Origin of the sequence: Pseudomonas paraeruginosa (assembly GCF_003025345.2) — a bacterium.
Lineage (GTDB): Bacteria > Pseudomonadota > Gammaproteobacteria > Pseudomonadales > Pseudomonadaceae > Pseudomonas > Pseudomonas paraeruginosa.
The window spans coordinates 639,578-662,373 of the sequence record NZ_CP020560.1; the positions used below are offsets into that span (position 1 = coordinate 639,578).

Here is a 22,796-nt window from a genome sequence, read left to right on the forward strand (position 1 = left end):
TCCCCAGGGACAGCACTCGCGAAACATCGGAACCCGGCCCTGGCGCCGGGTTTTTTATTGCCCGGGAAAACGTTCGTGCGGAGGTTTCCGGCGCAGCCTGCCAAGGAGGGACCCATGGGCAACGAACCGCAGACACTGACGGAGATGCCGCTCTGGGTGCTGATCCTGCTCGCCGCGCTAGGTGGCGTCAGCGGCGAGATGTGGCGTGCCGACAAGGCCGGCCTCGGCGGCTGGGCCTTGCTCCGGCGCCTGGCGCTGCGCTCCGGCGCATCGATCGTCTGTGGCGTGGCGGTGATGCTGCTGGCGCTGGCCTGCGGCGCCGCGCTGCTGTTCGCCGCGGCGTTGGGCAGCCTGACTGCCGCGGCCGGCGCGGAGATTGCCGTCGGTCTCTACGAACGCTGGGCCGCGCGGCGCCTGGGCGTATGCGAACTGCCGGAAGACGAGCCGCGCGAACGCGGCCCGCATTGAACCCGATCGAAGGAGTCAACCATGCCTGAACAGGCTGTAACGCTCGAGGCGCTGTACGTGGCCATCGAGCAGGTCCTGCGCGAGCGCCTGCCGGAAGTCACGCTGATCGGCTTCTGGCCGGGCGTGCCCGAGCGCACCCCGGCGGTGGCCCTGGAGGTGGCCGAATTGTTGCCCGAGCGTGACCCCGGCACCGGCGAGAGCGCGCTCTCGTGCCGCCTGCAGGCTCGGGTACTGGTGCCGCTGGACGCCGACCGGCAAGCCGTGGCGCTCGCCGGCGAGATCGTCCGGGTACTGCGGGGCCAGACCTGGGGACTGGCGCTGGAGCCGGCGCGCTTGGTGCGCGCTACCGTCGATAGCAGCCGCGAGGAACTGAAGGGCCTGCGCGCCTGGTTGGTGGAGTGGACCCAGGCGCTGCGTCTCGGTGAGCCGGAGTGGGCCTGGGAAGACCAGCCGCCTGGCAGCCTGCTGCTGGGCCTGGATCCGTGGACCGGTCCCGGCCACGAAGCGGATTACTTCGCGCCGGAGGACTTGCCATGAGCTATGTCAGCGCGGAACACGATCGCATGCTCGCGGCGATGATACTGCCCTGCGTGGTGGTCGCCGTGGACCTGGCGGCGGCCCGCGTGCGGGTGCGTTGCGGCGACTGGACCAGCGGCTGGCTGCGCTGGCACGCCCAGGCCGCCGGCCAGGCGCGCCACTGGCGAGCGCCGAGCCTCGGCGAGCAGGGCGTGCTGCTCAGCCCGTCGGGGGCAGTGGCGATGGGGACCTTCATTCCCGGCCTGTACGGCGATGCCGGCGCGGCGCCGGACAGCAGCGCCAGTCGCGAGACCTGGCTGTTCGACGATGGCGCCTCGCTGAGCTACGACTGGTCCGCACACCGCTACCGCATCGAGGTGCCCAGCGGCACGGTCGAGGTGAAGGCCGGTGCCAGCCGGGTGCTGGTCAGCGATGCCGAGGTTCGCGTCGAGGCGGCGAAGATCAGCCTCCAGGGAGCGGTGGAGATCGCCGGGCCGCTGAAGGTCAGCGGCGACATCCTCGGTGGCGGCTCGATCGTCGACACCTCCGGCAACAGCAACCACCACACCCACTGAGCACGGGGCGGGGCGCTTCCGGGCGCACCGCCGTCCTTTCAATCCGGCCCGCGCGAGCGGGCCTTTTCATTTGCGGAGTTCGCCATGGGCAACATCCACCGCCGCGCCGGGCAAAGGCACGGCGCGGCACGGCCGGAACGGGAGGGCGGGGCGATGATCGGGATGGATCGCCGCAGCGGCCAGCCTTTGTCCGGCCTGGCCCATCTGAAACAGTCCATCGAGGACATCCTGACCACGCCCCTGGGCAGCCGGCGCATGCGCCCCGAGTACGGCAGCAAGCTGCGGCGGATGGTCGACCTGCCGCTGAGCGAGGGCTGGAAAAGCGCGGTGCAGGCCGAGGTGGCCCGCGCACTGGGGCGCTGGGAGCCGCGCATCGCCCTGTCCTCCGTGCGGGTCGTGGCGGTCGTCGAGGGGCGCGTGGGGCTGCTCCTGAGCGGCGTCTTCGAAGGAGAAGACATCAACATGGAGATATCGGCGTGATCATCGATCTTTCCCAACTGCCGGAACCCGAGGTCATCGAGAGCCTCGATTTCGAGGCGATCTACCAGGAGTTGCTCGGCGACTTCCGCGCAGCCATGGCCGGCGAGTGGACGGCGGAGCTGGAGTCCGATCCGGTACTGAAGCTCCTGCAACTGGCGGCCTATCGCGAACTGTTGCTGCGAGCGCGGATCAACGACGCGGCGCGGGCGGTGATGCTGGCCTATGCCAGCGGAGCGGATCTCGACCAGATTGGCGCCGGCTTCAATGTCCAGCGCCTGCTGATCAGACCGGCCCAGCCCGAGGCGGTGCCTCCGCTGGAGGCCCAGTACGAGAGCGACAAGTCGTTGCGCAACCGCATTCAGCTGGCATTCGAACAACTGTCGGTGGCGGGCCCGCGCAACGCATACGTCGCCCATGCGCTCGGCGCGGACGGACGGGTGGCGGATGCTTCGGCGACCAGCCCGGCGCCCAGCGAGGTGCTGATCAGCGTGCTCGGCGTGGAGGGTGATGGACAGGCGCCGGAGGCGCTGTTGCAGGCGGTGCGTTCGGCGCTGAATGCCGAAGATGTACGGCCGGTCGCGGACCGGGTCACGGTGCGCTCGGCGAGCATTGTCCCTTACCAGGTCAAGGCGCAACTCTATCTGTTTCCCGGCCCCGAGGCCGAGCTGATCAAGGCCGCTGCCGAGGCCTCGCTACGCGAATACATTTCCGCGCAGCGCCGCCTTGGCCGCGACATCCGACGCTCGGCGCTGTTCGCCACCCTGCATGTCGAGGGCGTGCAGCGCGTCGAACTTCAGGCGCCGGCGACCGATGTCGTCCTCGACGAAACCCAGGCGGCCTACTGCACGGGCTACGCGATCACCCTGGGAGGCGTCGATGAGTAGTCGTCTGCTGCCGCCGAACAGGACTCCTCTGGAACGTGTCCTGGGTGATGTCCTGCCTGCCAGGTTGCCGGTGCCGCTGCGCGAACTGTTCGACCCCGCTCGCTGTGACGCGCCCCTGCTGCCGTACCTGGCCTGGGCACGCTCGGTGGACCGGTGGGACCCCGACTGGAGCGATGAGGCCAAACGCAACGCGGTGGCGGCATCCTTCGTCCTGCACCAGCGCAAAGGCACGCTGGCCGCTCTGCGCCAGGTGGTCGAGCCGATCGGTGCGCTGACCGAGGTCAGCGAATGGTGGCAACGCTCCCCGCCCGGTGCGCCGGGAACCTTCGAGATCACTGTGGACGTCAGCGATCGCGGCATCGACGAGGGCACCGCGCTGGAGCTGGAACGCCTGCTCGACGACGTCCGTCCGGTCAGTCGCCACCTGACCCGTCTGGACCTGCGCATAACCCCGGAAATCCGCGCCCGTCACGGCTTGGCCGTGACCGATGGCGACACTCTGGAAATCTTCCCCTGGAAACAGTGACATGACGACCAACACTCCGAAATACGGTGGCCTGCTCACCGACATAGGCGCCGCGGCGCTGGCCGCGGCCAGTGCGGCGGGCAAGAAGTGGCAGCCGACTCACATGCTCATCGGCGATGCCGGCGGGGCGCCGGGCGATGTCCCGGACCCGGTTCCTTCGGCGTCGCAGAAGAGCCTGATCAACCAGCGCTATCGAGCACAGCTCAATCGCCTGTTCGTTTCCGACAAGAACGCCAATACCCTGATTGCCGAAGTGGTTCTGCCAGTCGAAGTGGGCGGCTTCTGGATCCGCGAGATCGGCCTGCAGGATGCGGATGGCAAGTTCGTCGCGGTGTCCAACTGCCCGCCCAGCTACAAGGCCGCGGTGGAAAGCGGTAGCGCGCGGACCCAGACGATCCGGGTGAACATCTCGCTTTCCGGACTGGAGAACATCCAGTTGCTGATCGACAACGGCATCGTCTATGCCACCCAGGACTGGGTGAAGGAAAAGGTCGCCGCCGACTTCAAGGGGCGCAAGGTGCTTGCCGGCAACGGCCTGGTTGGCGGCGGCGATCTGTCCGCCGATCGTAGCATCGCCCTGGCGCCTTCCGGCGTGACGGCGGGTATCTATCGCTCGGTGACGGTGAATGCCAATGGCGTGGTGACCCAGGGCAGCAATCCGACCACCCTGGCCGGCTATGCGATCGGCGATGCCTATACCAAGGCCGATACCGACGGGAAGCTGGCGCAGAAGGCGAACCGGGCCAGCACCCTGGCGGGCTATGGCATCACCGATGCGCTGCGTGTGGATGGCAACGCCGTGTCGGCCAGCAGGCTGGCTGCGCCGCGAAGTCTGGCGGCCAGTGGCGACGCGAGTTGGTCGGTATCCTTCGACGGCAGCGCCAGCGTAGCGGCGCCGCTCAGCCTGTCCAGCACCGGTGTGGCGGCGGGCACCTATCCGAAGGTAACAGTCGATGCCAAGGGGCGGGTGACGGCCGGCTCGACCCTGGTGGCCGGGGACATTCCAGCCCTGGATGCGTCGAAGCTGACCAGTGGCGTGCTGGCCGAACAGCGTTTGCCGGTGTTCGCGCGCGGACTGGCCACCGGGGCATCGACCGGCAGCGATCCGAATACCGCGAGCATTCCGCTGATGTTGACCAATCATGCGAACGGACCTGTCGCGGGGCGCTACTTCTACATCCAGTCGATGTTCTACCCCGACCAGAACGGCAATGCCTCGCAGATAGCGACGAGCTACAACGCCACGTCGGAGATGTACGTCCGGGTTTCCTACTCGGCCAATCCCAGCGCCCGGGACTGGCTGCCCTGGAAGCGCTGCGACATCGGTGGCTCCTTTGCCAAGGAGGCGGACGGAGTCTTGGGTGGTGCGGTCAACCTCAACTCGCTGATCACTTCGGGGTGGTGGTATCAGACGGCCAACGCACAGGCGGAAAGCGGGGCGAACTACCCGGTCCCACGGGCCGGCCTGCTCCAGGTGCACAGCGCCAGCGCGAGCTTTATCTACCAGACATACCAGGTATACGACGGCGAAGGGTTCTACTTTCGTTGCCGCTATGCCAACACCTGGTATCCATGGCGGCGTGTATGGCACGGGGCGGATTTCAATCCGAACGACTACCTGCTGAAAAGTGGCTTTACCTGGGCTGCCCTGGCGGGAAAACCGGCGACCTTCCCGCCCACCGGTCACAACCACGATGCCGCGCAGATCACTTCGGGCATCCTGCCCCTGGCGCGCGGAGGCCTTGGTTCGAATACGGCGGCGGGAGCGCGCAACAATATCGGGGCCGGGGTTCCCGCCACGGCGAACCGGTCACTGAATGGCTGGTGGAAAGACAACGACACCGGACTCATCGTGCAGTGGATGACGGTGAACGTTGGCGACCATCCGGGTGGAATCGTCAACCGTTCGCTGACTTTCCCGATCGCGTTTCCCACTACCTGTCTGCATGTGGTGCCGAGCGTCAAGGAACTGGGGCGGCCGGCGACGTCGGCATCGACCGTCACCCTCGCGGATGTCAGTGTCAGTACCACGGGGTGCGTGATCGTCGCCACCGAGTATTTCGGCGCGGTCCAGAACTATGCGATCAGGCTTGTGGCCATCGGCTGTTGAGGTGAACCATGATTTTTTTCCATGCCGCCACCGGTGGCTTCTATTCGAAGGACGTCCACGGTGATCGCATGCCTGTGGATGGCCGGATGCATCCCCTCGAGGAAACTGAATACCTGGCGTTGCTGGCAGCCCAGGGCGAGGGCAAGCAGATTGTCGCCGACGACGCCGGCCGGCCGCTCTGCATCGACCCACCGGCCCCGGCCGAAGAGGTCCTGGCTCAGCGCGAGCGCATCTGGCGCGATCGCCAACTGGCGCTAACCGACGGCCCTATCGCCCGCCACCGGGATGAACTCGACCTGGGCAAGGCTACGACCCTGGATCAGGAACGACTGCGTGAACTCACGTTGTACCGCGCCAGCCTTCGCGACTGGCCGGCATCCGCGGCGTTCCCCGCGTTGCGTGCAAGACCCGAGCCGCCGCAATGGCTCGAACCGCTCATCACCCCCTGAACCCCGCCCCGTGCGGGGTTTTTCATCAATGGAGATCTACCTATGAGTTTCTTCCACGGCGTTACGGTGACCAACGTCGATATCGGTGCGCGTACCATCGCGCTGCCGGCCAGCTCCGTCATCGGCCTGTGCGATGTGTTCACGCCGGGGGCTCAGGCCAGCGCCAAGCCCAACCTGCCGGTGTTGCTCACCAGCAAGAAGGAGGCTGCCGCGGCCTTCGGCATCGGTTCGCCGATGTACCTGGCCTGCGAGGCCATCTACAACCATGCGCAGACGGTGATCGTCGCGGTCGGCGTCGAGGCCGCCGAGACGCCCGAGGCGCAGGCCAGCGCGATCATCGGCGGGGTCAGTGCGACCGGCGAGCGCACCGGCCTGCAGGCCCTGCTCGATGGCAAGAGTCGCTTCAACGCCCAACCGCGCCTGCTGATCGCGCCCAGGCACTCCGCCCAGCAGGCGGTAGCCACCGCCATGGACGTCCTGGCCGGGAAGCTGCGCGCCATCGCTATCATCGACGGCCCGAACAGCACCGATGAAGCGGCTACCGCCTATGCCAAGAACTTCGGCAGCAAGCGCCTGTTCATGGTCGACCCGGGCGTGCAGGTCTGGGACACCGCGGCCAACGCCGCGCGCAACGCCCCCGCCTCGGCCTATGCCGCCGGCCTGTTCGCCTGGACCGACGCCGAGTACGGCTTCTGGTCCTCGCCGTCGAACAAGGAAATCAAGGGCATCACCGGCACCGCCCGCCCGGTGGAATTCCTCGACGGCGACGAGAGCTGCCGCGCCAACCTGCTGAACAACGCCAACATCGCCACCATCATCCGCGATGACGGCTACCGTCTGTGGGGCAACCGCACGTTGTCCAGCGACAGCAAGTGGGCCTTCGTCACCCGCGTGCGGACCATGGACCTGGTGATGGACGCGATCCTCGCCGGGCACAAGTGGGCGGTCGACCGCGGCATCACCAGGACCTACGTGAAGGACGTCACCGAAGGCCTGCGCGCTTTCATGCGCGACCTGAAGAACCAGGGGGCGCTGATCAACTTCGAGGTCTACGCCGACCCGGACCTGAACACTGCCAGCCAGCTGGCCCAGGGCAAGGTGTACTGGAACATCCGCTTCACCGATGTGCCGCCTGCCGAGAACCCCAATTTCCGTGTCGAGGTGACCGATCAGTGGCTCACCGAAGTTCTGGACGTCGCCTAAGGAGCGCCCGTGATGATTCCGCAAACCCTGACCAATACCAACCTGTTCGTCGACGGCGTGAGCTTCGCCGGTGACGTGCCGTCGCTGACCCTGCCCAAGCTGACCGTGAAGACCGAACAGTACCGTGCCGGTGGCATGGACGCGCCGGTCTCCATCGACATGGGGCTGGAGGCGCTGGAGGCTAAGTTCTCCACCAACGGCGCCCGCCGGGAGGCCCTGAACTTCTTCGGCCTGGCCGACCAGAGCGCCTTCAACGGCGTATTCCGCGGCTCCTTCAAGGGCCAGAAGGGCGCCAGCGTGCCGGTCGTGGCCACCTTGCGCGGCCTGCTCAAGGAAGTCGATCCGGGCGACTGGAAGGCCGGCGAGAAGGCCGAGTTCAAGTACGCCATCGCGGTCAGCTACTACAAGCTGGAAATCGATGGTCGCGAGGTCTACGAGATCGATCCGGTCAATGGCGTCCGCGCGATCAATGGCGTCGACCAGTTGGCCGGCATGCGCAACGACCTCGGCCTGTAAGAGGAGCTCCGGACATGACCCAAGAGAATCGACAGCCGGGTTGGCTGACGCTGGATGCCGATGCCGCCATCGTTCGTCTCTCGCGTCCGGCTCAGTGCAACGGGGTCAGCGTCGACACGCTGACCCTGCGTGCACCCACCGTGCGTGACATCCGCCTGGCCGGCAAGGTGGCCGGCGACGACGCCGAGGAACGCGAACTGCAGTTGTTCGCCTCGCTGGCGCAGGTCAGCCGCCAGGACCTGGAGGGGCTGAAGCTGAGCGACTACCAGCGGCTGCAGGGCGCCTACTTTCGCCTGGTGCAGGAAGACCCGGATGACGCCTTCGCGTATGCGCCAGCTGGCGAGGCGGCTGGCCACTGAGCTGGGCTTCCAGGCCAGCGAGCTGGAGCGCATGACCCTGGGCGACCTGCTCTGGTGGCTCGCCGAGGGCGAGGACTGAGTCGCTGGCGCCGCCTGCCCTGGCGAGCGGCATCAGCGCTTCTTCACGAGGCCCACGCAAGCGGGCATCGACAGACAGACGAGACGAATCGTCATGAGTAAAGACATTGACCTGGTGGTTTCCATCGGTGGCATCGTTGATCCGTCCCTGGGCAAGGCCTTCGATACCGTCAAGGCGCGGGTCGACAGCCTCCAGGAGCGTTCCCGCCAGGCGGCCAGCCTGAGGGATGTCCTGGGCGACGCCATACGCCTGGAAAAAGAGCTGGTCGATATGCGCAAGGTTGGCGACCGAGGTGTGGCAGAGCATGACCGGCAGCTTCGCGAGCGCCAGGCGCAATTGAAGCGGCTCGGCATCGAAGCCAGGGAAGCGAGCGCCGCCTACGCCCAACTGGACGATATGCAGCGTGGCCTGGACATGCAGGTGCGTGGCCTGCAACGACTGGAGCAGGCCAATTGGGCCCTGCCGCTGGCTACGGCGTTTTCCGGGGTGGTCGTGGCCGCAAGCAAGGCGGCTGCCGGCTATCAGGCGCGGCTGCGCGATCTGGCGATCCGCAATGGCCTGGATGACATCCAGGAGAAGAAGCTCGCCAGCCGGGTGCAGGAGAGCGCAGGTAAAACCGGACTGGGGCGCGTGGCGGCGCTGAACCTGCTGGAAGACCTGAACGCGACCGGCATGGGTTTCGCTGCTGCGCAGCAGAATCTGGGGCTGGCCGGCCGCTTCGGTTTCGGGCAGAAGATCGCACCGGCGGTAACGGCGGGCCTGGTTCGCGCCTTGCAGCTGGCCCAGGGCTCGGACAGCCCGGAGCAACTGTCAGCGGCCCTCGATCGCCTGGTCACCCTGGGCAAGGGGCGGATCGGCAGCGAAGCGCTGGCGCAGCGTCTTCCGGCGCTGTTGCCGGCTTTGGCGCCAGCGGGGAAGGTCGAGTCCGGCGATATCGGCGCCCTGGGTGCCTTGCTGGAAATCCAGGCCAAGAGCGCCACGCCGGACCAGGCGGACGCCCGGGCCAAGGCATGGCTGGAGTTCGTCCGTAGCGGCAGCCTGGAGCGCGCCTATGGCAAGGACTACGAGCAGGAGCTGGAAGCTCTGCGCAAGGATGGGGCGAGCTCGCTGGAGGCCAGCCTGGAGCTGGCTGCGCGTTATCGGGACCGGGGTGGCGAGCTCCGCGCCGGCTCGGCTTCTCCGGCACTCGAAGCCTATCGTGCGTCGCGTGGTGAATTCCAGGCACTGCTCGAGAACCAGGCATCTTCCTCCGGCTCTTCGGAGCGGGATGCAGAGCGTCGCAAGGACTCGTCGGAGGAGTTGTGGAAGTCCTCCGACGAGAGTTGGGGGAGGGCGCAGACTGCATTGGGCAGCGCCCTGAATCCGTATCTCGACAGCGTGGCCAGGTGGAGTGCGAGGCTCGGAGATTCAACTGCCGGGCTGCTCGAGGCGCATCCACAGGAAGCGGCCGGCCTTACCGCCGGCGCGGGCGCGGCGTTGTCCGGTTACCTGCTCTACAAGGGCGGGCGCGGGGCCATCGATGTGCTGCGCGGCGGTCGGCTCGGACGCCACGCAGCGGGAGGCGTCGGCGACCTTCTCGGCCGGGCCGCCGGTAATGTGGGCGGTAGCGAGGCGCAGCGGGTGTTCGTGACCAACTGGCCGCTGTCGAGCATGGCTGGCGTCCAGCCGAAGCAGCCAGATTCCGCAGGTAAAAGACAGACGTCGCGGAAGCAAGGGCAGGCGCTTCGCCAAAGGAAAGGCAAGGGCGGCGGAATCAAGGCCCGCTCCACTCCTTCCTTCGGCTTCGCCGCCGAGCGGAGTGGGTACTCCTCGCTGGGGCGTTTGTCGCGCCTGCCGGTCCGCAACGCGCCGTTGCAGGTGGCGTCGTCGCTGCTCGATGTAGCGGATATCTATTCCAGCGATATGTCCGCCAGCGAGAAAACCGTCGCCTACAGCGAAACCGGCGGCTCCCTGGCCGGCTCCCTGGCTGGTGCCGCGCTGGGCGCGAGCATTGGCTCGGTGGTGCCGGTGGTGGGTACCCTGATCGGTGGTCTGGTTGGCGGCGCCATCGGAGCCTGGGGGGGCGGCGCACTGGGCGCTAGCCTGGGGCGCAGCCTGGCTGGCGAGCCGCCGGCGTCGCCGCTCGACAAGGCCGGGACGGGCAACGAAGCCCAGGCCGCTGTCGCGACGCAGCCAGCGCCTGCCGCGCCGATACCCAACTGGACCTTCGCCCCGCAGATCAACCTGACGGTGCAAGGCAACGTGCACGAACCGCGTCGCCTGGCGGAGGAACTGCTGCCCTACCTGCAACGAATGCTCGTCGACTTCGCCGGCGAACAGCAGCGACGCAGCCTCTACGACCCGGCGATGGTGGTGTAAGGAGTCCCCATGGCATACCTGGAACAATTGCAGGCCGGCCTGAAGCACCTGGGCCGGGCCGGCGAGTCCGGACGCAAGAATCTGGACAAGGTGGTCGCCCCGGTGAATGGCGCGATCAGCGAAATCCGTGGCGCCGCCACGGAACTGGAGAACCTGCCCGGCGTGTCGCCGGAGATGGCCGCCAGGCTACAGCGCGCCATGCGCGGCATCGGCCAGGCGCAGGGCAAGGTCAACCGGGTGGTTTCCACCTACAACCGGGCGAGCCGGACGCTGCTGGGCGTCGATGAGCGTCTGGACGCGCTGAAGGTACAGGTGAACAGGGCGACCCAGGCGGTCGGCAAGGTCGCCGGTGCCGTCAGTCCGACCCTGGCCGGGGTGCTGCCGTCGTGGCTCCTGGCCCCGACCGCGACCCCGCCGAGCGAGAGCGTCGCACCCCTGCCGCACCTGCTGGTTCTGCAGCCGCTGACCGCCAATGGCCAGCCGTTCTACTTCAACCTGGATACCGCGGCTTTCGATACGTTGCAGCGCACCAGCGCCTACAACTGGAGCGCGCAGGCGCGCCTCGGGCGGCGGCCGGCGTTGCAGAGCGTCGGCCTGGGCGAGGAGAACATCCTGCTCAAGGGGGCGGTGTTCCCGCTGCGCCGGCAGGTGGGCGAGCAGAAGGTCGTCGGCCTGGAGCAGCTCGAGGCACTGCGCAAGCTGGCGGAGCGGCGTGAACCGCTGGTCCTCAGCAGCGGCTACGGCGAGGTCCGGATGGGCCTCTGGTGCCTGGTGCGGATCAGCGAGAGCCAGAGCGCCCTGCTGGGCAATGGCGCTCCCCGCAAGCAAACCTTCGACCTGGAGTTCAAGCGCTATGGCGACGATCTGCCGAACCGCTGACGGCGACCTGCTGGACAGCCTCTGCTACCACGTATACGGGCACCTGCCGGGTTGCGTCGAGGCGACCCTCGAGGCCAACCCCGGCCTGGCCGACGAGGTCCAGCCGCTGCGCGCCGGCCTGCTGATCCGCTTCCCCGACATGCCGCTGGTCAACTCCGCGCAGGTACGCCTGTGGGACTGACCGGACGGCCTCCCGCAACCCCGCTCGGGCGGGGTTTTTCTTTTCCGGAGAGACCAGGTGCAACCGAGTTTTCGTATCGTCGCCGACGGCACCGATATCACCGCGCGGCTGAATGACCGCCTGCTCAGGCTGACCTTGCTGGACAAGCCTGGCATGGAGTCAGACACCCTGACCCTGAGGATCGACGACCGCGACGGCCTGGTGGCGTTGCCTCGGCGCGGCGCGGTGCTGGAGGTCTACCTGGGGTACGCCGGCGAAGCGCTGATGCGCATGGGCCGCTACACCGTGGATACCCTGCGGTGGTCCGGTCCGCCGGATACCCTGAACATCACCGCCAAGGCCGGCGACATGCGCGGCAGCGGCAAGAGCACGCGCAGCGGCGGCTGGGAGAACACCAGCCTGGCGCAGGTCTGTCGCGATGTCGGCGCGCGCAATGGCTGGCGGGTGGAGTGCCCGCTGCAGGTGGCGATCTCCCGGGTCGACCAGATCAACGAGTCCGACTACCACTTCGTCACCCGCCTGGCGCGGCAATACGACTGCACCGCAAAGCTGGCCGAGGGCATGCTGCTGGTGCTGCCGCGAGAGAGCGGACAGAGCGCCACGGGGCGGCTGATCGAGCCGCTGGTGCTGGGCCGGAGCGATGTCGGCAGCTTCGACGTCACCTATGACGACCGCAGCCTGATGAAGACGGTGAAGACTCGCTACCAGGTGCCCGGCAGCGGCGAGGTGCAGAGCGTCGAACTGAAGAACCCCAAGGCACCGGCCACGGCCAGGGGAGAACACGTCGAGCGTCATCTCTACGCCAGCCGCGGCGAGGCCGAGCAGGCGGCCAGGGCGCGCCTGGCGGGCTTCAACCGCTCCAGTGCCGGCGTGCGTCTGGAACTGCCGGGGCGCGCCGATCTGTACGCCGAGCGGCGCATCGTGCTGCAGGGCTTCAAGGCCGGGATCGACGGCGAGTTCCTCGTCGACTCGGTGGAGCACACCTACGACGCCGGCGGCTGGACCATTACCGTGCAATGCAACGGCGGGCGCGGCGGCAAGGGTGACGGCTGAAACCATCGAGCGGCAGGAGAGCCTATGAAACTGACCGAGCAGCAGCTGCTGCGCATTCTTCCCAACGCCCGCCTCGTCGCGGGCGTTTTCGTTCCGGCGCTGCAGGCGGCCATGGCCGAGGCGCAGATCGACACCCCGGCGCGGGGCGCCGCCTTCATCGCCCAGGTCGGCCACGAGAGCGCCCAGCTGACCCGCCTGGTGGAAAACCTCAACTACAGCGCGCGGGGCTTGGCGGCGACCTGGCCGGGCCGTTATCGCAGCGCCGATGGCCAGCCCAACGCCCTGGCGCTGCGCCTGGCGCGCAACCCGCAGGCGATCGCCGACAACGCCTACGCCGCGCGCAACGGCAATGGCGACGAAGCCTCCGGCGACGGCTGGCGCTTCCGTGGCCGCGGCCTGCTGCAGATCACCGGGCGCGCCAACTACCGGGTGGTCGGCGAGGCCCTCGGCGAGCCGCTGGAAACCGAGCCCTGGCGCCTCGAACAGCCCGGGCCGGCGGCTCGCAGCGCCGCCTGGTGGTGGGCCGGCCATGGCCTCAACGAGCTGGCCGAGCGTGGCGAATTCGCCGCCATCACCCGGCGTATCAACGGCGGCCTGAATGGCCAGGCGGAGCGCCTGGCGTTGTGGCGGCGGGCCCGCGCGGTGCTCTCGTGAGCCGGCTTGGCCTGCGCCTGCTGGCGCTGTCTCTGGTGCTGCTGGTGGGCGCGTTGCTCGGTGGCGGCGTGACCGCCCGCCATTACCGCCCGCAACTGGACGATGCGCAGCGCCAACTGGCTGCCACGCGTACCGCCAGTGACCAGTTGCAGATGCTGCTGGACGAGCAGCAGCGTACCCTGTCGGCGCTGCGGACGAGCGCCGAGGTGCGTGCGAAGGAGGCCACGCAGGCCCTCGACGACGCCCGGGCGCAGGCCGCGGAGCAATATGCCGCGGCGGTCCGCCTGCTGCAGGCGCGCGACGCGGGGGAAGACTGCCAGGCGGCGCGTGCGGCGATCGACCGGGAGCTGGGGCTATGAGCCGCCTTCTCCTGTGTCTTTGCCTGTTCCTCGCCGGTTGCGCGGGCTCGCCGCCGGAGCCCCGCCCGCTGCGCGTCGAGGTGCCGCTGGCGGTGCCCTGCCGGGTACCCGAGGTGCGTCCGCCGAGCTGGGCCGGCGCCACGCTGAAGGCCGGCGATTCGCTGCAGACCAAGGTCCGCGCGCTGCTCGCCGAACGCCGCCAGCGCCAGGGCTACGAACTCGAGTTGCAGGCGGCGCTGCGGGCCTGTCGCTGAGGTCTTGCGGCCGGCTCGCCAAGAGCCGGCCCTTTCTTCCGACATCCCGCTGTTGCACCCATCCTCCCCACTGGGCTATGTTCCCCAACATGGCTTCGTGAGACCGCTATCGTGATCCACCTCAGCAGCATCATCACCTCCCTCATCAAGGCATTCGCCCGTTGGCGCTGGCGCGCCTGACTTCTTCTTCGCCGGCCTGGCCGGTCACGTCTCCCTGCGTCCCCCGTTTTCCACAGGCATAATGCCGACGATCCACTCTCCCTTCCTGCGCGTGCGCGCCGGGAAACGGGTGTGGCGAAAGCCGGGTGATGCGATTCGCATAAGAATGAAATCAAGAGGTTACAGCCAGCATGCTGCTGATGATCGATAACTACGACTCCTTCACCTACAACCTGGTGCAGTACTTCGGCGAGCTCAAGGCCGAGGTCAAGGTGGTGCGCAACGACGAACTGAGCGTGGAACAGATCGAGGCCCTGGCGCCCGAGCGCATCGTCCTTTCCCCCGGTCCCTGCACCCCCAACGAGGCCGGCGTCTCGCTGGCCGTGATCGAGCGCTTCGCCGGCAGGCTGCCGCTGCTCGGCGTCTGCCTTGGCCACCAGAGCATCGGCCAGGCCTTCGGTGGCGAAGTGGTGCGGGCGCGCCAGGTGATGCACGGCAAGACCAGCCCGATCCACCACAAGGACCTCGGCGTGTTCGCCGGCCTGGCCAATCCCCTGACGGTGACCCGCTACCACTCGCTGGTGGTGAAGCGAGAGAGCCTGCCGGAGTGCCTGGAGATCACCGCCTGGACCCAGCTCGACGACGGTTCGGTCGACGAGATCATGGGCGTGCGGCACAAGACCCTGAACGTCGAGGGCGTGCAATTCCATCCCGAGTCGATCCTCACCGAGCAGGGCCACGAGTTGCTGGCCAACTTCCTCCGCCAGCGGGGCGGCGTGCGTGGGGAGGGCAACTGAGATGGATATCAAGGGAGCCCTCAATCGCATCGTCAACCAGCTCGACCTGACCACCGAGGAAATGCAGGCGGTCATGCGCCAGATCATGACCGGCCGGTGCACCGACGCGCAGATCGGCGCCTTCCTGATGGGCATGCGGATGAAGAGCGAAACCATCGACGAGATCGTCGGCGCGGTGGCGGTGATGCGTGAACTGGCCGACGGCGTGCAGTTGCCTACGCTGAAGCATGTGGTCGACGTGGTCGGCACCGGCGGCGATGGGGCGAACATCTTCAACGTCTCCTCGGCGGCGTCCTTCGTGGTCGCCGCCGCTGGCGGCAAGGTCGCCAAGCACGGTAACCGCGCGGTCTCCGGCAAGAGTGGCAGCGCCGACTTGCTGGAAGCCGCCGGCATCTACCTTGAGCTGACCTCCGAACAGGTGGCGCGTTGCATCGACACCGTCGGCGTCGGGTTCATGTTCGCCCAGGTCCACCACAAGGCCATGAAGTACGCCGCCGGTCCGCGCCGCGAGCTGGGCTTGCGGACCCTGTTCAACATGCTCGGCCCGTTGACCAACCCGGCCGGGGTTCGGCACCAGGTGGTCGGGGTGTTCACCCAGGAGCTGTGCAAGCCGCTGGCGGAGGTGCTCAAGCGCCTTGGCAGCGAGCATGTGCTGGTGGTGCATTCGCGCGACGGGCTGGACGAGTTCAGTCTCGCCGCGGCGACCCACATCGCCGAGTTGAAGGACGGCGAGGTACGCGAGTACGAAGTGCGTCCCGAGGACTTCGGGATCAAGAGCCAGACCCTGATGGGGCTGGAGGTCGACAGTCCGCAGGCCTCGCTGGAACTGATCCGCGACGCTTTGGGGCGGCGCAAGACCGAGGCTGGACAGAAGGCCGCCGAGCTGATCGTGATGAATGCCGGCCCGGCACTGTACGCTGCCGATCTGGCGACCAGCCTGCACGAGGGCATTCAACTGGCCCACGACGCCCTGCACACCGGGCTGGCGCGGGAGAAGATGGACGAGCTGGTGGCCTTCACCGCCGTTTACAGAGAGGAGAACGCACAGTGAGTGTGCCGACGGTTCTGCAGAAGATCCTTGCCCGCAAGGCCGAGGAAGTCGCCGAGCGCCGCGCGCGCGTCAATCTGGCCGAGGTCGAGCGCCTGGCGCGTAGCGCCGATGCGCCGCGCGGCTTCGCCAATGCCCTGCTGGAGCGGGCCAGGCGCAAGGAGCCGGCGGTGATCGCCGAGATCAAGAAGGCTTCGCCGAGCAAGGGCGTGTTGCGCGAGCACTTCGTTCCGGCGGAGATCGCCCGCAGCTATGAGGCGGGCGGCGCGGCCTGCCTGTCGGTACTCACCGATGTGGATTTCTTCCAGGGCGCCGATGCGTACCTGAAGGAAGCGCGCGCGGCCTGCGCGCTGCCGGTGATCCGCAAGGACTTCATGATCGATCCGTACCAGATCGTCGAGGCGCGGGCGATCGGCGCGGACTGCATCCTGCTGATCGTCTCGGCGCTGGACGACGTGCTGATGGGCGAGCTGGCGGCGACCGCGAAATCGGTCGGCCTCGACGTGCTGGTCGAGGTGCATGACGGCGCCGAGCTGGAACGTGCGCTGAAGACCCTGGACACGCCGTTGGTAGGGATCAACAACCGCAACCTGCACACCTTCGAGGTGAGCCTGGAAACCACCCTCGACCTGTTGCCGGAAATTCCCCGCGACCGTCTGGTGGTGACCGAGAGCGGCATTCTCAACCGCGCCGATGTCGAGCTGATGGAAGTCAGCGAAGTCTATGCCTTCCTGGTCGGCGAGGCGTTCATGCGCGCCGACGATCCTGGCCTGGAGCTGAAGCGCCTGTTCTTCCAGGAGCGTGGCGGCGTGGTGCTGGGCGCCGATCCTGACTGATCCGCGCTGTCGAACCCCATGAGAAAGGCCGGCTGCGACCGGCCTTTTTCATGGGTGCTGTTCAGCGGGTGCCGAAGACCACCATGGTCTTGCCCTTCACGTGCACCAGGCCCTGTTCCTCCAGGCTCTTGAGCACGCGGCCGACCATCTCCCGCGAGCAGCCGACGATCCGGCCGATCTCCTGGCGGGTGATCTTGATCTGCATGCCGTCGGGGTGGGTCATGGCGTCCGGTTGCTGGCACAGGTCCAGCAGGGTGCGGGCGACGCGACCGGTGACGTCGAGGAAGGCCAGGTCGCCGACCTTGCGGGTGGTCTTGCGCAGGCGGTCGGCCATCTGGCTGCCGAGGGTGTAGAGGATCTCGGAATCCTGCTGCGAGAGTTCGCGGAACTTCGCGTAGCTGATCTCGGCGACTTCGCATTCCACCTTGGCGCGAACCCAGGCGCTGCGCTCCTGTTCGCTGCCTTCCTTTTCGAACAAGCCCAGCTCGCCGAAGAAATCACCGCTGTTGAGGTAGCCGATGATCATTTCGCGGCCGTCGTCGTCCTCGATGAGGATGGTGACCGAACCCTTGATGATGAAAAACAGCGTTTCGCAGCGGTCGCCGGCATAGATGATGGTGCTCTTTGCGGTGTAGCGGCGGCGGTGACAGTGTGCGAGCAGCTTGTCGAGGTGTTTGAGTTTGGGTGTGTGGGTAATAGCTACCATGCCCGAGTCCCGAAAGAATAAAGAATATGCCTGACGTGCAAGGCAATGTTTTTTTGAGTTCTTATGAAGAGACCTGCCAGGGCCCGGGAGCTCAGCGGAGAGCTCCCCCCAACCGGGCAGATCGGAAAGTGTGCCAGTAAACCGGGTCCAGCTTAACAGACGGGCCATGAAGGTTGATGTGATTTTGCGACGCAGCTATCAGGACTGTGATCCCGTACTGTCCTTGGGCCCTGTGCTAAGCTGGCGCCCTTTGCCGGCGGGAGTCTGAACGATGAAAGCGCGTATCCAGTGGGCGGGCGAGGCGATGTTCCTCGGCGAGTCCGGTAGCGGCCACGTGGTGGTGATGGACGGTCCGCCGGATCACGGCGGACGCAACCTTGGCGTGCGGCCCATGGAGATGGTCCTGATCGGCCTCGGCGGTTGCACCAACTTCGATGTGGTCAGCATCCTGAAGAAGGCGCGCCAGCCGGTAGAAAGCTGCGAGGCCTTCCTCGAGGCCGAGCGGGCCGACGAAGAGCCCAAGGTGTTCACGAAGATCCACGTGCACTTCGTGGTCAAGGGTCGCGGCCTGAAGGAGGCCCAGGTCAAGCGCGCGGTGGAACTGTCGGCGGAGAAATACTGCTCGGCCTCGATCATGCTCGGCCGCGGCGGGGTGGAGATCACCCACGACTACGAGATCGTCGAACTCGGCTGAGACGACATCCGGTCATCATAAAAGGGGCGCAAACTCTGGCGGAGGCTCGATCGGCTCTGCATAATGCGCCCCTTTTTTCGTGCCGCGCAGTTTCGTCGGGCGGCCCTTCAGTTCGGAAGTTTCTTCCGGTCTGATAGACGTTTCCCGAGCCATCCCGGTCGGGCGACCAATGGCGCCAGCCGGCGCCCGTGCAACTCAACAAACCACAATCGCCATCGCGAAGAGGTGTTAACCGTCCTACGCAGGTGCGTCGTTCGCATCTGACGGGCATGCCCCAACCCTGCGGCAGAGCCGCACGCAACCGAGAGAGTTCCCCACGGTGAAAAGCAAACTCAAGCTCCACGGGTTCAACAACCTGACGAAGACCTTGAGCTTCAACATCTACGACATCTGCTACGCCGAGACGCCCGAAGACCTCCAGGCCTACGTGCAGTACATCGACGAAGAGTACGACGCGGAGCGTCTGACGCAGATTCTTACCGATGTTGTCGACATCATCGGCGCCAATATCCTGAACATCGCACGTCAGGACTACGACCCCCAGGGCGCCAGCGTGACCATCCTGATCTCCGAGCAGCCGGTCACCCCGACCGACAGCCAGATCGAAGAGTCCCCGGGCCCGCTGCCGGACACCATCCTGGCGCACCTGGATAAAAGCCACATCACCGTGCATACCTACCCGGAAATCCATCCGGTGGACGGCATCGCGACCTTCCGCGTGGACATCGACGTATCCACCTGTGGGGTGATCTCCCCGCTGAAGGCCCTCAACTACCTGATCCACCAGTTCGATTCGGACATCGTCACGGTCGACTACCGGGTCCGCGGCTTCACCCGCGACATCGAGGGCGCAAGCACTTCATCGACCACGAGATCAACTCGATCCAGAACTATCTCTCCGACGACACGCGCGAGGCCTACCAGATGACCGACGTGAACGTGTACCAGGAGAACCTGTTCCACACCAAGATGCTGCTCAAGGACTTCGAACTGGAGAACTACCTGTTCGGCGACGCCACCCGCAACCTCTCGGCGGAGCAGCGCGAGCAGGTCACCGAGCGGCTCAGGCACGAGATGCTGGAGATCTTCTACGCGCGCAACATGCCGCACTGATCGCCCGCAGGGCCCGCAAGATAAGAAAAAGCCCGCTTCGAGCGGGCTTTTTCATGGGGGCGATTCAGATGCGGTAGGTGCTCTTGGTCATCACCTTGGCCAGCAGGCTCATGCCCAGTTTCACCGGCGCCGGGAAGCGCAGGCCGCCGGCGGCCAGGGCGTTGCTCGAATGCTGTTCTTCGTCGACACGCATCTGCTCGAGGATGGCGCGGGATTTCCGATCTTCCTGGGGAATCTGCGCCAGGTGTTCGTCCAGGTGCTTGCATACCTGGTCCTCGGTGGCGGCGACGAAGCCCAGGCTAACGCGGTCGCTGACCAGGCCGGCGGCGGCGCCGACGCCGAACGACAGGCCATAGAAGATCGGGTTGAGCACGCTGGGACGGCTGCCCAGTTGGCGGATGCGTTGCTCGCACCAGGCCAGGTGGTCGATCTCCTCCTCGGCGGCTTCTTCCATCGCCTCGCGGACCTCCGGCAGCCTGGCCGTCAGCGACTGGCCCTGGTACAGCGCCTGGGCGCAGACCTCGCCGGTATGGTTGATGCGCATCAGGCCGGCGATGTGGCGGGTGTCTTCCTCGCTCAGCTCGCCGTCGGGTTCCACGATGGCCGGCGACGGTCGCGCCGGCTGGCCGCTGAACGGCAGCAGGGTGCGCAGGGCGGAGTCGGCCTGCAGCAGGAAACGGTCGATGGGCGAATAGTGGCGGTCGGCGGACATGGCGCACCTCCGGAAACGAAAGATCGCACCAGTTTACCGGAAGTGAGCTGACAGCAGTGTGCCGCGGACGGGCAGTGATGTCGCAGTCGCACCACCCGGCGTTTCAACCCGGCGGCCAGTGCATCTGCCGCTGACCCAGCACGTGCATGTGAATGTGGTGGACCGTCTGTCCGCCCAGCTCGTTGCAGTTCATCACCACCCGGAAGCCTTCCGCGCAGCCCTGCTCCCGGGCCAGGCGCTGGGCGGTGAAGAGGATATGGCCTGCCAGCGGCCGGTCGGCCTCGGTCAGGTGCTCGAGGGTGGGAATGTGCCTTTTCGGGATGACCAGGAAGTGCACCGGCGCCTGCGGGCCGATATCGTGAAACGCGACAACTTCCTCGTCTTCATAGAACTTGCGCGCGGGAACTTCCCCCGCCACGATCTTGCAGAACAGACAGTCCATGGGCGTTCCCTCCGATTTCGGTATTCCCCGAGTGTAGCGGCGCCCGTCGCGACCACCCAAGCGTGAGGAGACGCGGTGAAGAACGATATACACGACCTGGGCCTGGTGCTGGATTCCCGGGTCAAGCTGATCCTCATCGAGTCCTGGGACGAACCGAAGGTCATGGAGACCCTCACCGGTCTGGCGATCAAGCGCGGTCTCGGGCTGTACACCTGGTCGGTGACCGAGGGCGTGCAGCGCCTGGGCTTCGGCGGCGAGCCGCTGGGTGACGAGGACAGCAGCGACCCGGTGGCGGCGTTGCGGCTGATCAGGCATGACCGGCAGGCGAATCTCTACGTGCTCTGCGACCTGCATCCGTTCCTCGGCGACAGCCCGATCCTGGTGCGCCTGCTCAAGGAGATCGCCATGGCCGAGGGCAACCATCGGCCGACGGTGGTGCTGGTGTCCCATGCGCTGAAGCTGCCGGCCGAGGTGCAACGCTTCGCCGCACGCTTCTCGCTGTCCCTGCCCAGCGAGGACGAGTTGCTCGGCATCGTCCGCGAGGAGGCTTCACGCTGGAGCGAGCGCAATCGCGGCGCGCGGGTACGCACCGACAACCGCACCCTGCAGCAGGTGGTGAAGAACCTGCGCGGGCTCAGCCACGCCGAGGCGCGCCTGCTGGCGCGCAACGTGATCTGCAACGACGGGGCGATCACCCAGGAAGACCTGCCCGAACTGAACCGCACCAAGTTCCAACTGCTCGACCTGGAAGGCGTGCTGAGCTTCGAATACGACACCGCGCGCTTCGCCGAGGTCGGCGGGCTGACGGCGCTCAAGCGCTGGCTCGGCGAGCGGCAGTCGGCATTTCTCGCCGGCAAGCCCGGCGACCAGCCCAAGGGCATCATGCTGGTGGGCGTGCAGGGCGCCGGCAAGAGCCTGGCGGCCAAGGCGGTGGCCGGCCTCTGGGGCCTGCCGCTGCTGCGCCTGGATTTCGCCTGCCTCTACAACAAGTACTTCGGCGAAACCGAACGCAACCTGCGCGAGGCGCTGCGGCTGGCGGAGCAGATGGCGCCCTGTGTGCTGTGGATGGACGAGGTGGAGAAAGGGCTTTCCGGCGGCGACCAGGACAACGGTGTCAGCCAGCGCGTGCTGGGCACCCTGCTGACCTGGATGGCCGAGCGCGAGGCGCCGGTGTTCCTGGTCGCCACGGCGAACGCCATCGACCGCCTGCCGCCGGAACTGGTGCGCAAGGGGCGCTTCGACGAGCTGTTCTTCGTCGACCTGCCGGCACCGGAGATTCGGGCCGAGATATTTCGCATCCATCTGCAGCGCCGCGAACTGGAGCCGGCGCAGTTCGACCTCGCCGCGCTGGCGGCCGCCAGCCAGGGATTCAGTGGCGCGGAGATCGAGCAGGCGGTGGTGGCGGCGCTGTATGCCGGGCAGGCGCGGCAGCAGGCGGTGGATCAGGATTTGCTGCTGAAGGAACTGGCGCGGACCTCGCCGCTGTCGGTGCTGATGGCGGAAAGGCTCGCCACGCTGCGGGCCTGGGCCAACGGGCGGGCGGTACCGGCGGACTGAGCGGGTGCCGCTCAGCCCCGTGGCGCGGAGGGCAGCGTCGAAGCGTTGAGCCGCGCGGCGATCCTGCGCACCAGCCAGCGCGGCGCCAGGCGCGGGCTCAGGGTGAGCAGGCGATTGCGCCAGCCGGGAACGATCAGCGCGCGGTTCCTGTCCAGCCCGCGCAGGGCCAGCAGGGCGACTTCCTCGGGGGACATCATCAGCTTGCCCTGCTCGAGCTTGCCGAGGCGCATCCCGGCTTCCCGGAAGAACGCGGTCCGGGTCGGCCCGGGGCACAGGACCGAGACTTTCACAGCGCGGGCTCTCAACTCTTCCCGCAGGCCTTCGGAGAAATGCAGGACATAGGCCTTGCTCGCGTAGTAGTTGCTCATCCAGGCGCCGGGCTGGAAGGCCGCCACCGAGGCGACATTGAGGATCTGCCCACCGCCCTGTGCCGCCATGCGGGTGCCGAGGGCGTGGCAGAGGCGGGCCAGGGCGAGAATGTTGAGCTCGATCAGCTCCTGCTCGCGCGCCCACTCCTGGTCGACGAACGGACCGGCGCTGCCGATCCCGGCGTTGTTCACCAGCAGGTCGATCTGCCGTTCGCCCTGCTCCAGTTCGTGCAACAGCCCGGACAACTGCAGCGGTTCGGCAAGGTCGCAGGTACGGAACAGCACCTCCACCCCGAAACGCTGTGCCAGTTCGTAGGCGATGCTCTCCAGCGCGTCGCGCTGGCGCGCCACCAGGATCAGGGCGCGGCCGCGCCGGGCCAGGGCTTCGGCGAGGGCCAGGCCGATACCGCTGGACGCGCCGGTGATCAGGGCATAACGGGGCATTCGAGACTTCTCCGAAA

At 67.0% G+C, this 22,796-nt stretch carries 28 protein-coding genes and 1 pseudogene; 25 read left to right on the forward strand and 4 right to left on the reverse strand.

What is annotated here, in order from left to right; translation table 11 throughout:
• Window positions 1-114 precede the first annotated feature (114 nt).
• The 22 genes from B7D75_RS03095 to trpC all read left to right on the forward strand — a co-directional run bounded on the left by B7D75_RS03095 (window position 115) and on the right by trpC (window position 16,743).
• Window positions 115-468: a phage holin family protein gene (locus tag B7D75_RS03095; protein ID WP_034079722.1), complete on the forward strand. Its 354-nt coding sequence runs from the start codon at window positions 115-117 to the stop codon at window positions 466-468.
• Window positions 469-489: 21 nt separating this feature from the next.
• Window positions 490-1,005, forward strand: a complete 516-nt coding sequence (locus B7D75_RS03100; RefSeq protein WP_034079699.1) for a hypothetical protein — start codon at window positions 490-492, stop codon at window positions 1,003-1,005.
• Entirely contained in the window at window positions 1,002-1,559 is a 558-nt protein-coding gene (locus B7D75_RS03105) for a phage baseplate assembly protein V (RefSeq protein WP_107113733.1), read from the forward strand. Before B7D75_RS03100 ends, B7D75_RS03105 begins: the two co-directional genes overlap by 4 nt.
• A 153-nt stretch (window positions 1,560-1,712) precedes the next feature.
• Window positions 1,713-2,039 (forward strand): GPW/gp25 family protein, encoded by a 327-nt coding sequence (locus tag B7D75_RS03110; RefSeq protein WP_004366794.1) that lies wholly within the window; start codon window positions 1,713-1,715, stop codon window positions 2,037-2,039.
• Window positions 2,036-2,923 carry a baseplate assembly protein gene (locus B7D75_RS03115; RefSeq protein WP_034079702.1) on the forward strand — a complete coding sequence of 296 codons (888 nt, stop codon included), beginning with the start codon at window positions 2,036-2,038 and terminating at the stop codon, window positions 2,921-2,923. Before B7D75_RS03110 ends, B7D75_RS03115 begins: the two co-directional genes overlap by 4 nt.
• Window positions 2,916-3,449 (forward strand): phage tail protein I, encoded by a 534-nt coding sequence (locus B7D75_RS03120; protein WP_034079703.1) that lies wholly within the window; start codon window positions 2,916-2,918, stop codon window positions 3,447-3,449. Before B7D75_RS03115 ends, B7D75_RS03120 begins: the two co-directional genes overlap by 8 nt.
• Before the next feature lies 1 nt (window position 3,450).
• Window positions 3,451-5,559, forward strand: coding sequence for a phage tail-collar fiber domain-containing protein (locus tag B7D75_RS03125; protein WP_034079704.1), 2,109 nt, complete (start codon window positions 3,451-3,453; stop codon window positions 5,557-5,559).
• A gap of 8 nt (window positions 5,560-5,567) precedes the next feature.
• Window positions 5,568-6,008: a tail fiber assembly protein gene (locus B7D75_RS03130; RefSeq protein ID WP_034079705.1), complete on the forward strand. Its 441-nt coding sequence runs from the start codon at window positions 5,568-5,570 to the stop codon at window positions 6,006-6,008.
• 42 nt (window positions 6,009-6,050) lie between these two features.
• Window positions 6,051-7,211, forward strand: a complete 1,161-nt coding sequence (locus B7D75_RS03135; protein WP_034079706.1) for a phage tail sheath subtilisin-like domain-containing protein — start codon at window positions 6,051-6,053, stop codon at window positions 7,209-7,211.
• A gap of 12 nt (window positions 7,212-7,223) precedes the next feature.
• Window positions 7,224-7,727, forward strand: coding sequence for a phage major tail tube protein (locus tag B7D75_RS03140; RefSeq protein WP_004366803.1), 504 nt, complete (start codon window positions 7,224-7,226; stop codon window positions 7,725-7,727).
• A gap of 14 nt (window positions 7,728-7,741) precedes the next feature.
• The gene (locus tag B7D75_RS03145; RefSeq protein ID WP_004366805.1) at window positions 7,742-8,086 is read left to right on the forward strand and encodes a phage tail assembly protein; all 345 of its coding nucleotides are present in this window, start codon (window positions 7,742-7,744) and stop codon (window positions 8,084-8,086) included.
• Entirely contained in the window at window positions 8,040-8,165 is a 126-nt protein-coding gene (locus B7D75_RS29895; RefSeq protein ID WP_012074195.1) for a hypothetical protein, read from the forward strand. Before B7D75_RS03145 ends, B7D75_RS29895 begins: the two co-directional genes overlap by 47 nt.
• Before the next feature lie 93 nt (window positions 8,166-8,258).
• Window positions 8,259-10,523, forward strand: a complete 2,265-nt coding sequence (locus B7D75_RS03150; protein ID WP_107113734.1) for a phage tail tape measure protein — start codon at window positions 8,259-8,261, stop codon at window positions 10,521-10,523.
• Between the two features lie 9 nt (window positions 10,524-10,532).
• Complete coding sequence (locus tag B7D75_RS03155; protein WP_053813319.1) at window positions 10,533-11,402, forward strand: phage tail protein; 870 nt, start codon at window positions 10,533-10,535, stop codon at window positions 11,400-11,402.
• Window positions 11,377-11,583 carry a tail protein X gene (locus tag B7D75_RS03160; RefSeq protein ID WP_004366813.1) on the forward strand — a complete coding sequence of 69 codons (207 nt, stop codon included), beginning with the start codon at window positions 11,377-11,379 and terminating at the stop codon, window positions 11,581-11,583. Before B7D75_RS03155 ends, B7D75_RS03160 begins: the two co-directional genes overlap by 26 nt.
• A 57-nt stretch (window positions 11,584-11,640) precedes the next feature.
• The gene (locus B7D75_RS03165; protein WP_004366815.1) at window positions 11,641-12,636 is read left to right on the forward strand and encodes a phage late control D family protein; all 996 of its coding nucleotides are present in this window, start codon (window positions 11,641-11,643) and stop codon (window positions 12,634-12,636) included.
• 24 nt (window positions 12,637-12,660) lie between these two features.
• Window positions 12,661-13,290 carry a glycoside hydrolase family 19 protein gene (locus B7D75_RS03170; RefSeq protein WP_043100661.1) on the forward strand — a complete coding sequence of 210 codons (630 nt, stop codon included), beginning with the start codon at window positions 12,661-12,663 and terminating at the stop codon, window positions 13,288-13,290.
• A complete protein-coding gene (locus B7D75_RS03175; RefSeq protein ID WP_043100688.1) occupies window positions 13,287-13,649 on the forward strand; it encodes a hypothetical protein in 363 nt (120 codons plus the stop codon). The genes B7D75_RS03170 and B7D75_RS03175 overlap by 4 nt, the downstream gene beginning before the upstream one ends.
• A complete protein-coding gene (locus B7D75_RS03180) occupies window positions 13,646-13,903 on the forward strand; it encodes a hypothetical protein (protein WP_033999480.1) in 258 nt (85 codons plus the stop codon). Before B7D75_RS03175 ends, B7D75_RS03180 begins: the two co-directional genes overlap by 4 nt.
• A 350-nt stretch (window positions 13,904-14,253) precedes the next feature.
• Window positions 14,254-14,859: an aminodeoxychorismate/anthranilate synthase component II gene (locus B7D75_RS03190; RefSeq protein WP_003150133.1), complete on the forward strand. Its 606-nt coding sequence runs from the start codon at window positions 14,254-14,256 to the stop codon at window positions 14,857-14,859.
• Between the two features lies 1 nt (window position 14,860).
• Window positions 14,861-15,910, forward strand: coding sequence for an anthranilate phosphoribosyltransferase (gene trpD / locus B7D75_RS03195; RefSeq protein WP_012074210.1), 1,050 nt, complete (start codon window positions 14,861-14,863; stop codon window positions 15,908-15,910).
• The gene (trpC, locus tag B7D75_RS03200) at window positions 15,907-16,743 is read left to right on the forward strand and encodes an indole-3-glycerol phosphate synthase TrpC (protein WP_003150132.1); all 837 of its coding nucleotides are present in this window, start codon (window positions 15,907-15,909) and stop codon (window positions 16,741-16,743) included. Before trpD ends, trpC begins: the two co-directional genes overlap by 4 nt.
• A gap of 61 nt (window positions 16,744-16,804) precedes the next feature.
• Here trpC and crp read toward each other — a convergent pair whose 3' ends face one another.
• Window positions 16,805-17,449, reverse strand: coding sequence for a cAMP-activated global transcriptional regulator CRP (gene crp / locus B7D75_RS03205; protein ID WP_003085214.1), 645 nt, complete (start codon window positions 17,447-17,449; stop codon window positions 16,805-16,807).
• Between the two features lie 271 nt (window positions 17,450-17,720).
• On the opposite strand from crp, the gene B7D75_RS03210 reads away from it, so the two are divergent.
• Both B7D75_RS03210 and speD read left to right on the forward strand, forming a co-directional pair.
• Window positions 17,721-18,143 (forward strand): OsmC family protein, encoded by a 423-nt coding sequence (locus B7D75_RS03210; RefSeq protein WP_003085219.1) that lies wholly within the window; start codon window positions 17,721-17,723, stop codon window positions 18,141-18,143.
• A gap of 319 nt (window positions 18,144-18,462) precedes the next feature.
• A pseudogene (speD, locus tag B7D75_RS03215) lies at window positions 18,463-19,256 on the forward strand (adenosylmethionine decarboxylase).
• 64 nt (window positions 19,257-19,320) lie between these two features.
• Here speD and coq7 read toward each other — a convergent pair.
• A complete protein-coding gene (gene coq7, locus B7D75_RS03220; protein ID WP_012074213.1) occupies window positions 19,321-19,968 on the reverse strand; it encodes a 2-polyprenyl-3-methyl-6-methoxy-1,4-benzoquinone monooxygenase in 648 nt (215 codons plus the stop codon).
• Window positions 19,969-20,071: 103 nt separating this feature from the next.
• Complete coding sequence (locus B7D75_RS03225; protein WP_034079710.1) at window positions 20,072-20,410, reverse strand: histidine triad nucleotide-binding protein; 339 nt, start codon at window positions 20,408-20,410, stop codon at window positions 20,072-20,074.
• 75 nt (window positions 20,411-20,485) lie between these two features.
• Here B7D75_RS03225 and B7D75_RS03230 point away from each other — a divergent pair, with 75 nt between their 5' ends.
• Entirely contained in the window at window positions 20,486-21,967 is a 1,482-nt protein-coding gene (locus tag B7D75_RS03230) for an AAA family ATPase (protein ID WP_107113735.1), read from the forward strand.
• Window positions 21,968-21,978: 11 nt separating this feature from the next.
• Here the strand turns inward: B7D75_RS03230 and B7D75_RS03235 are convergent, their stop codons facing one another.
• On the reverse strand, window positions 21,979-22,779 hold the full coding sequence (locus B7D75_RS03235; protein ID WP_053813322.1) for an SDR family NAD(P)-dependent oxidoreductase: 801 nt from the start codon (window positions 22,777-22,779) through the stop codon (window positions 21,979-21,981).
• Between the last annotated feature and the right edge of the window lie 17 nt (window positions 22,780-22,796).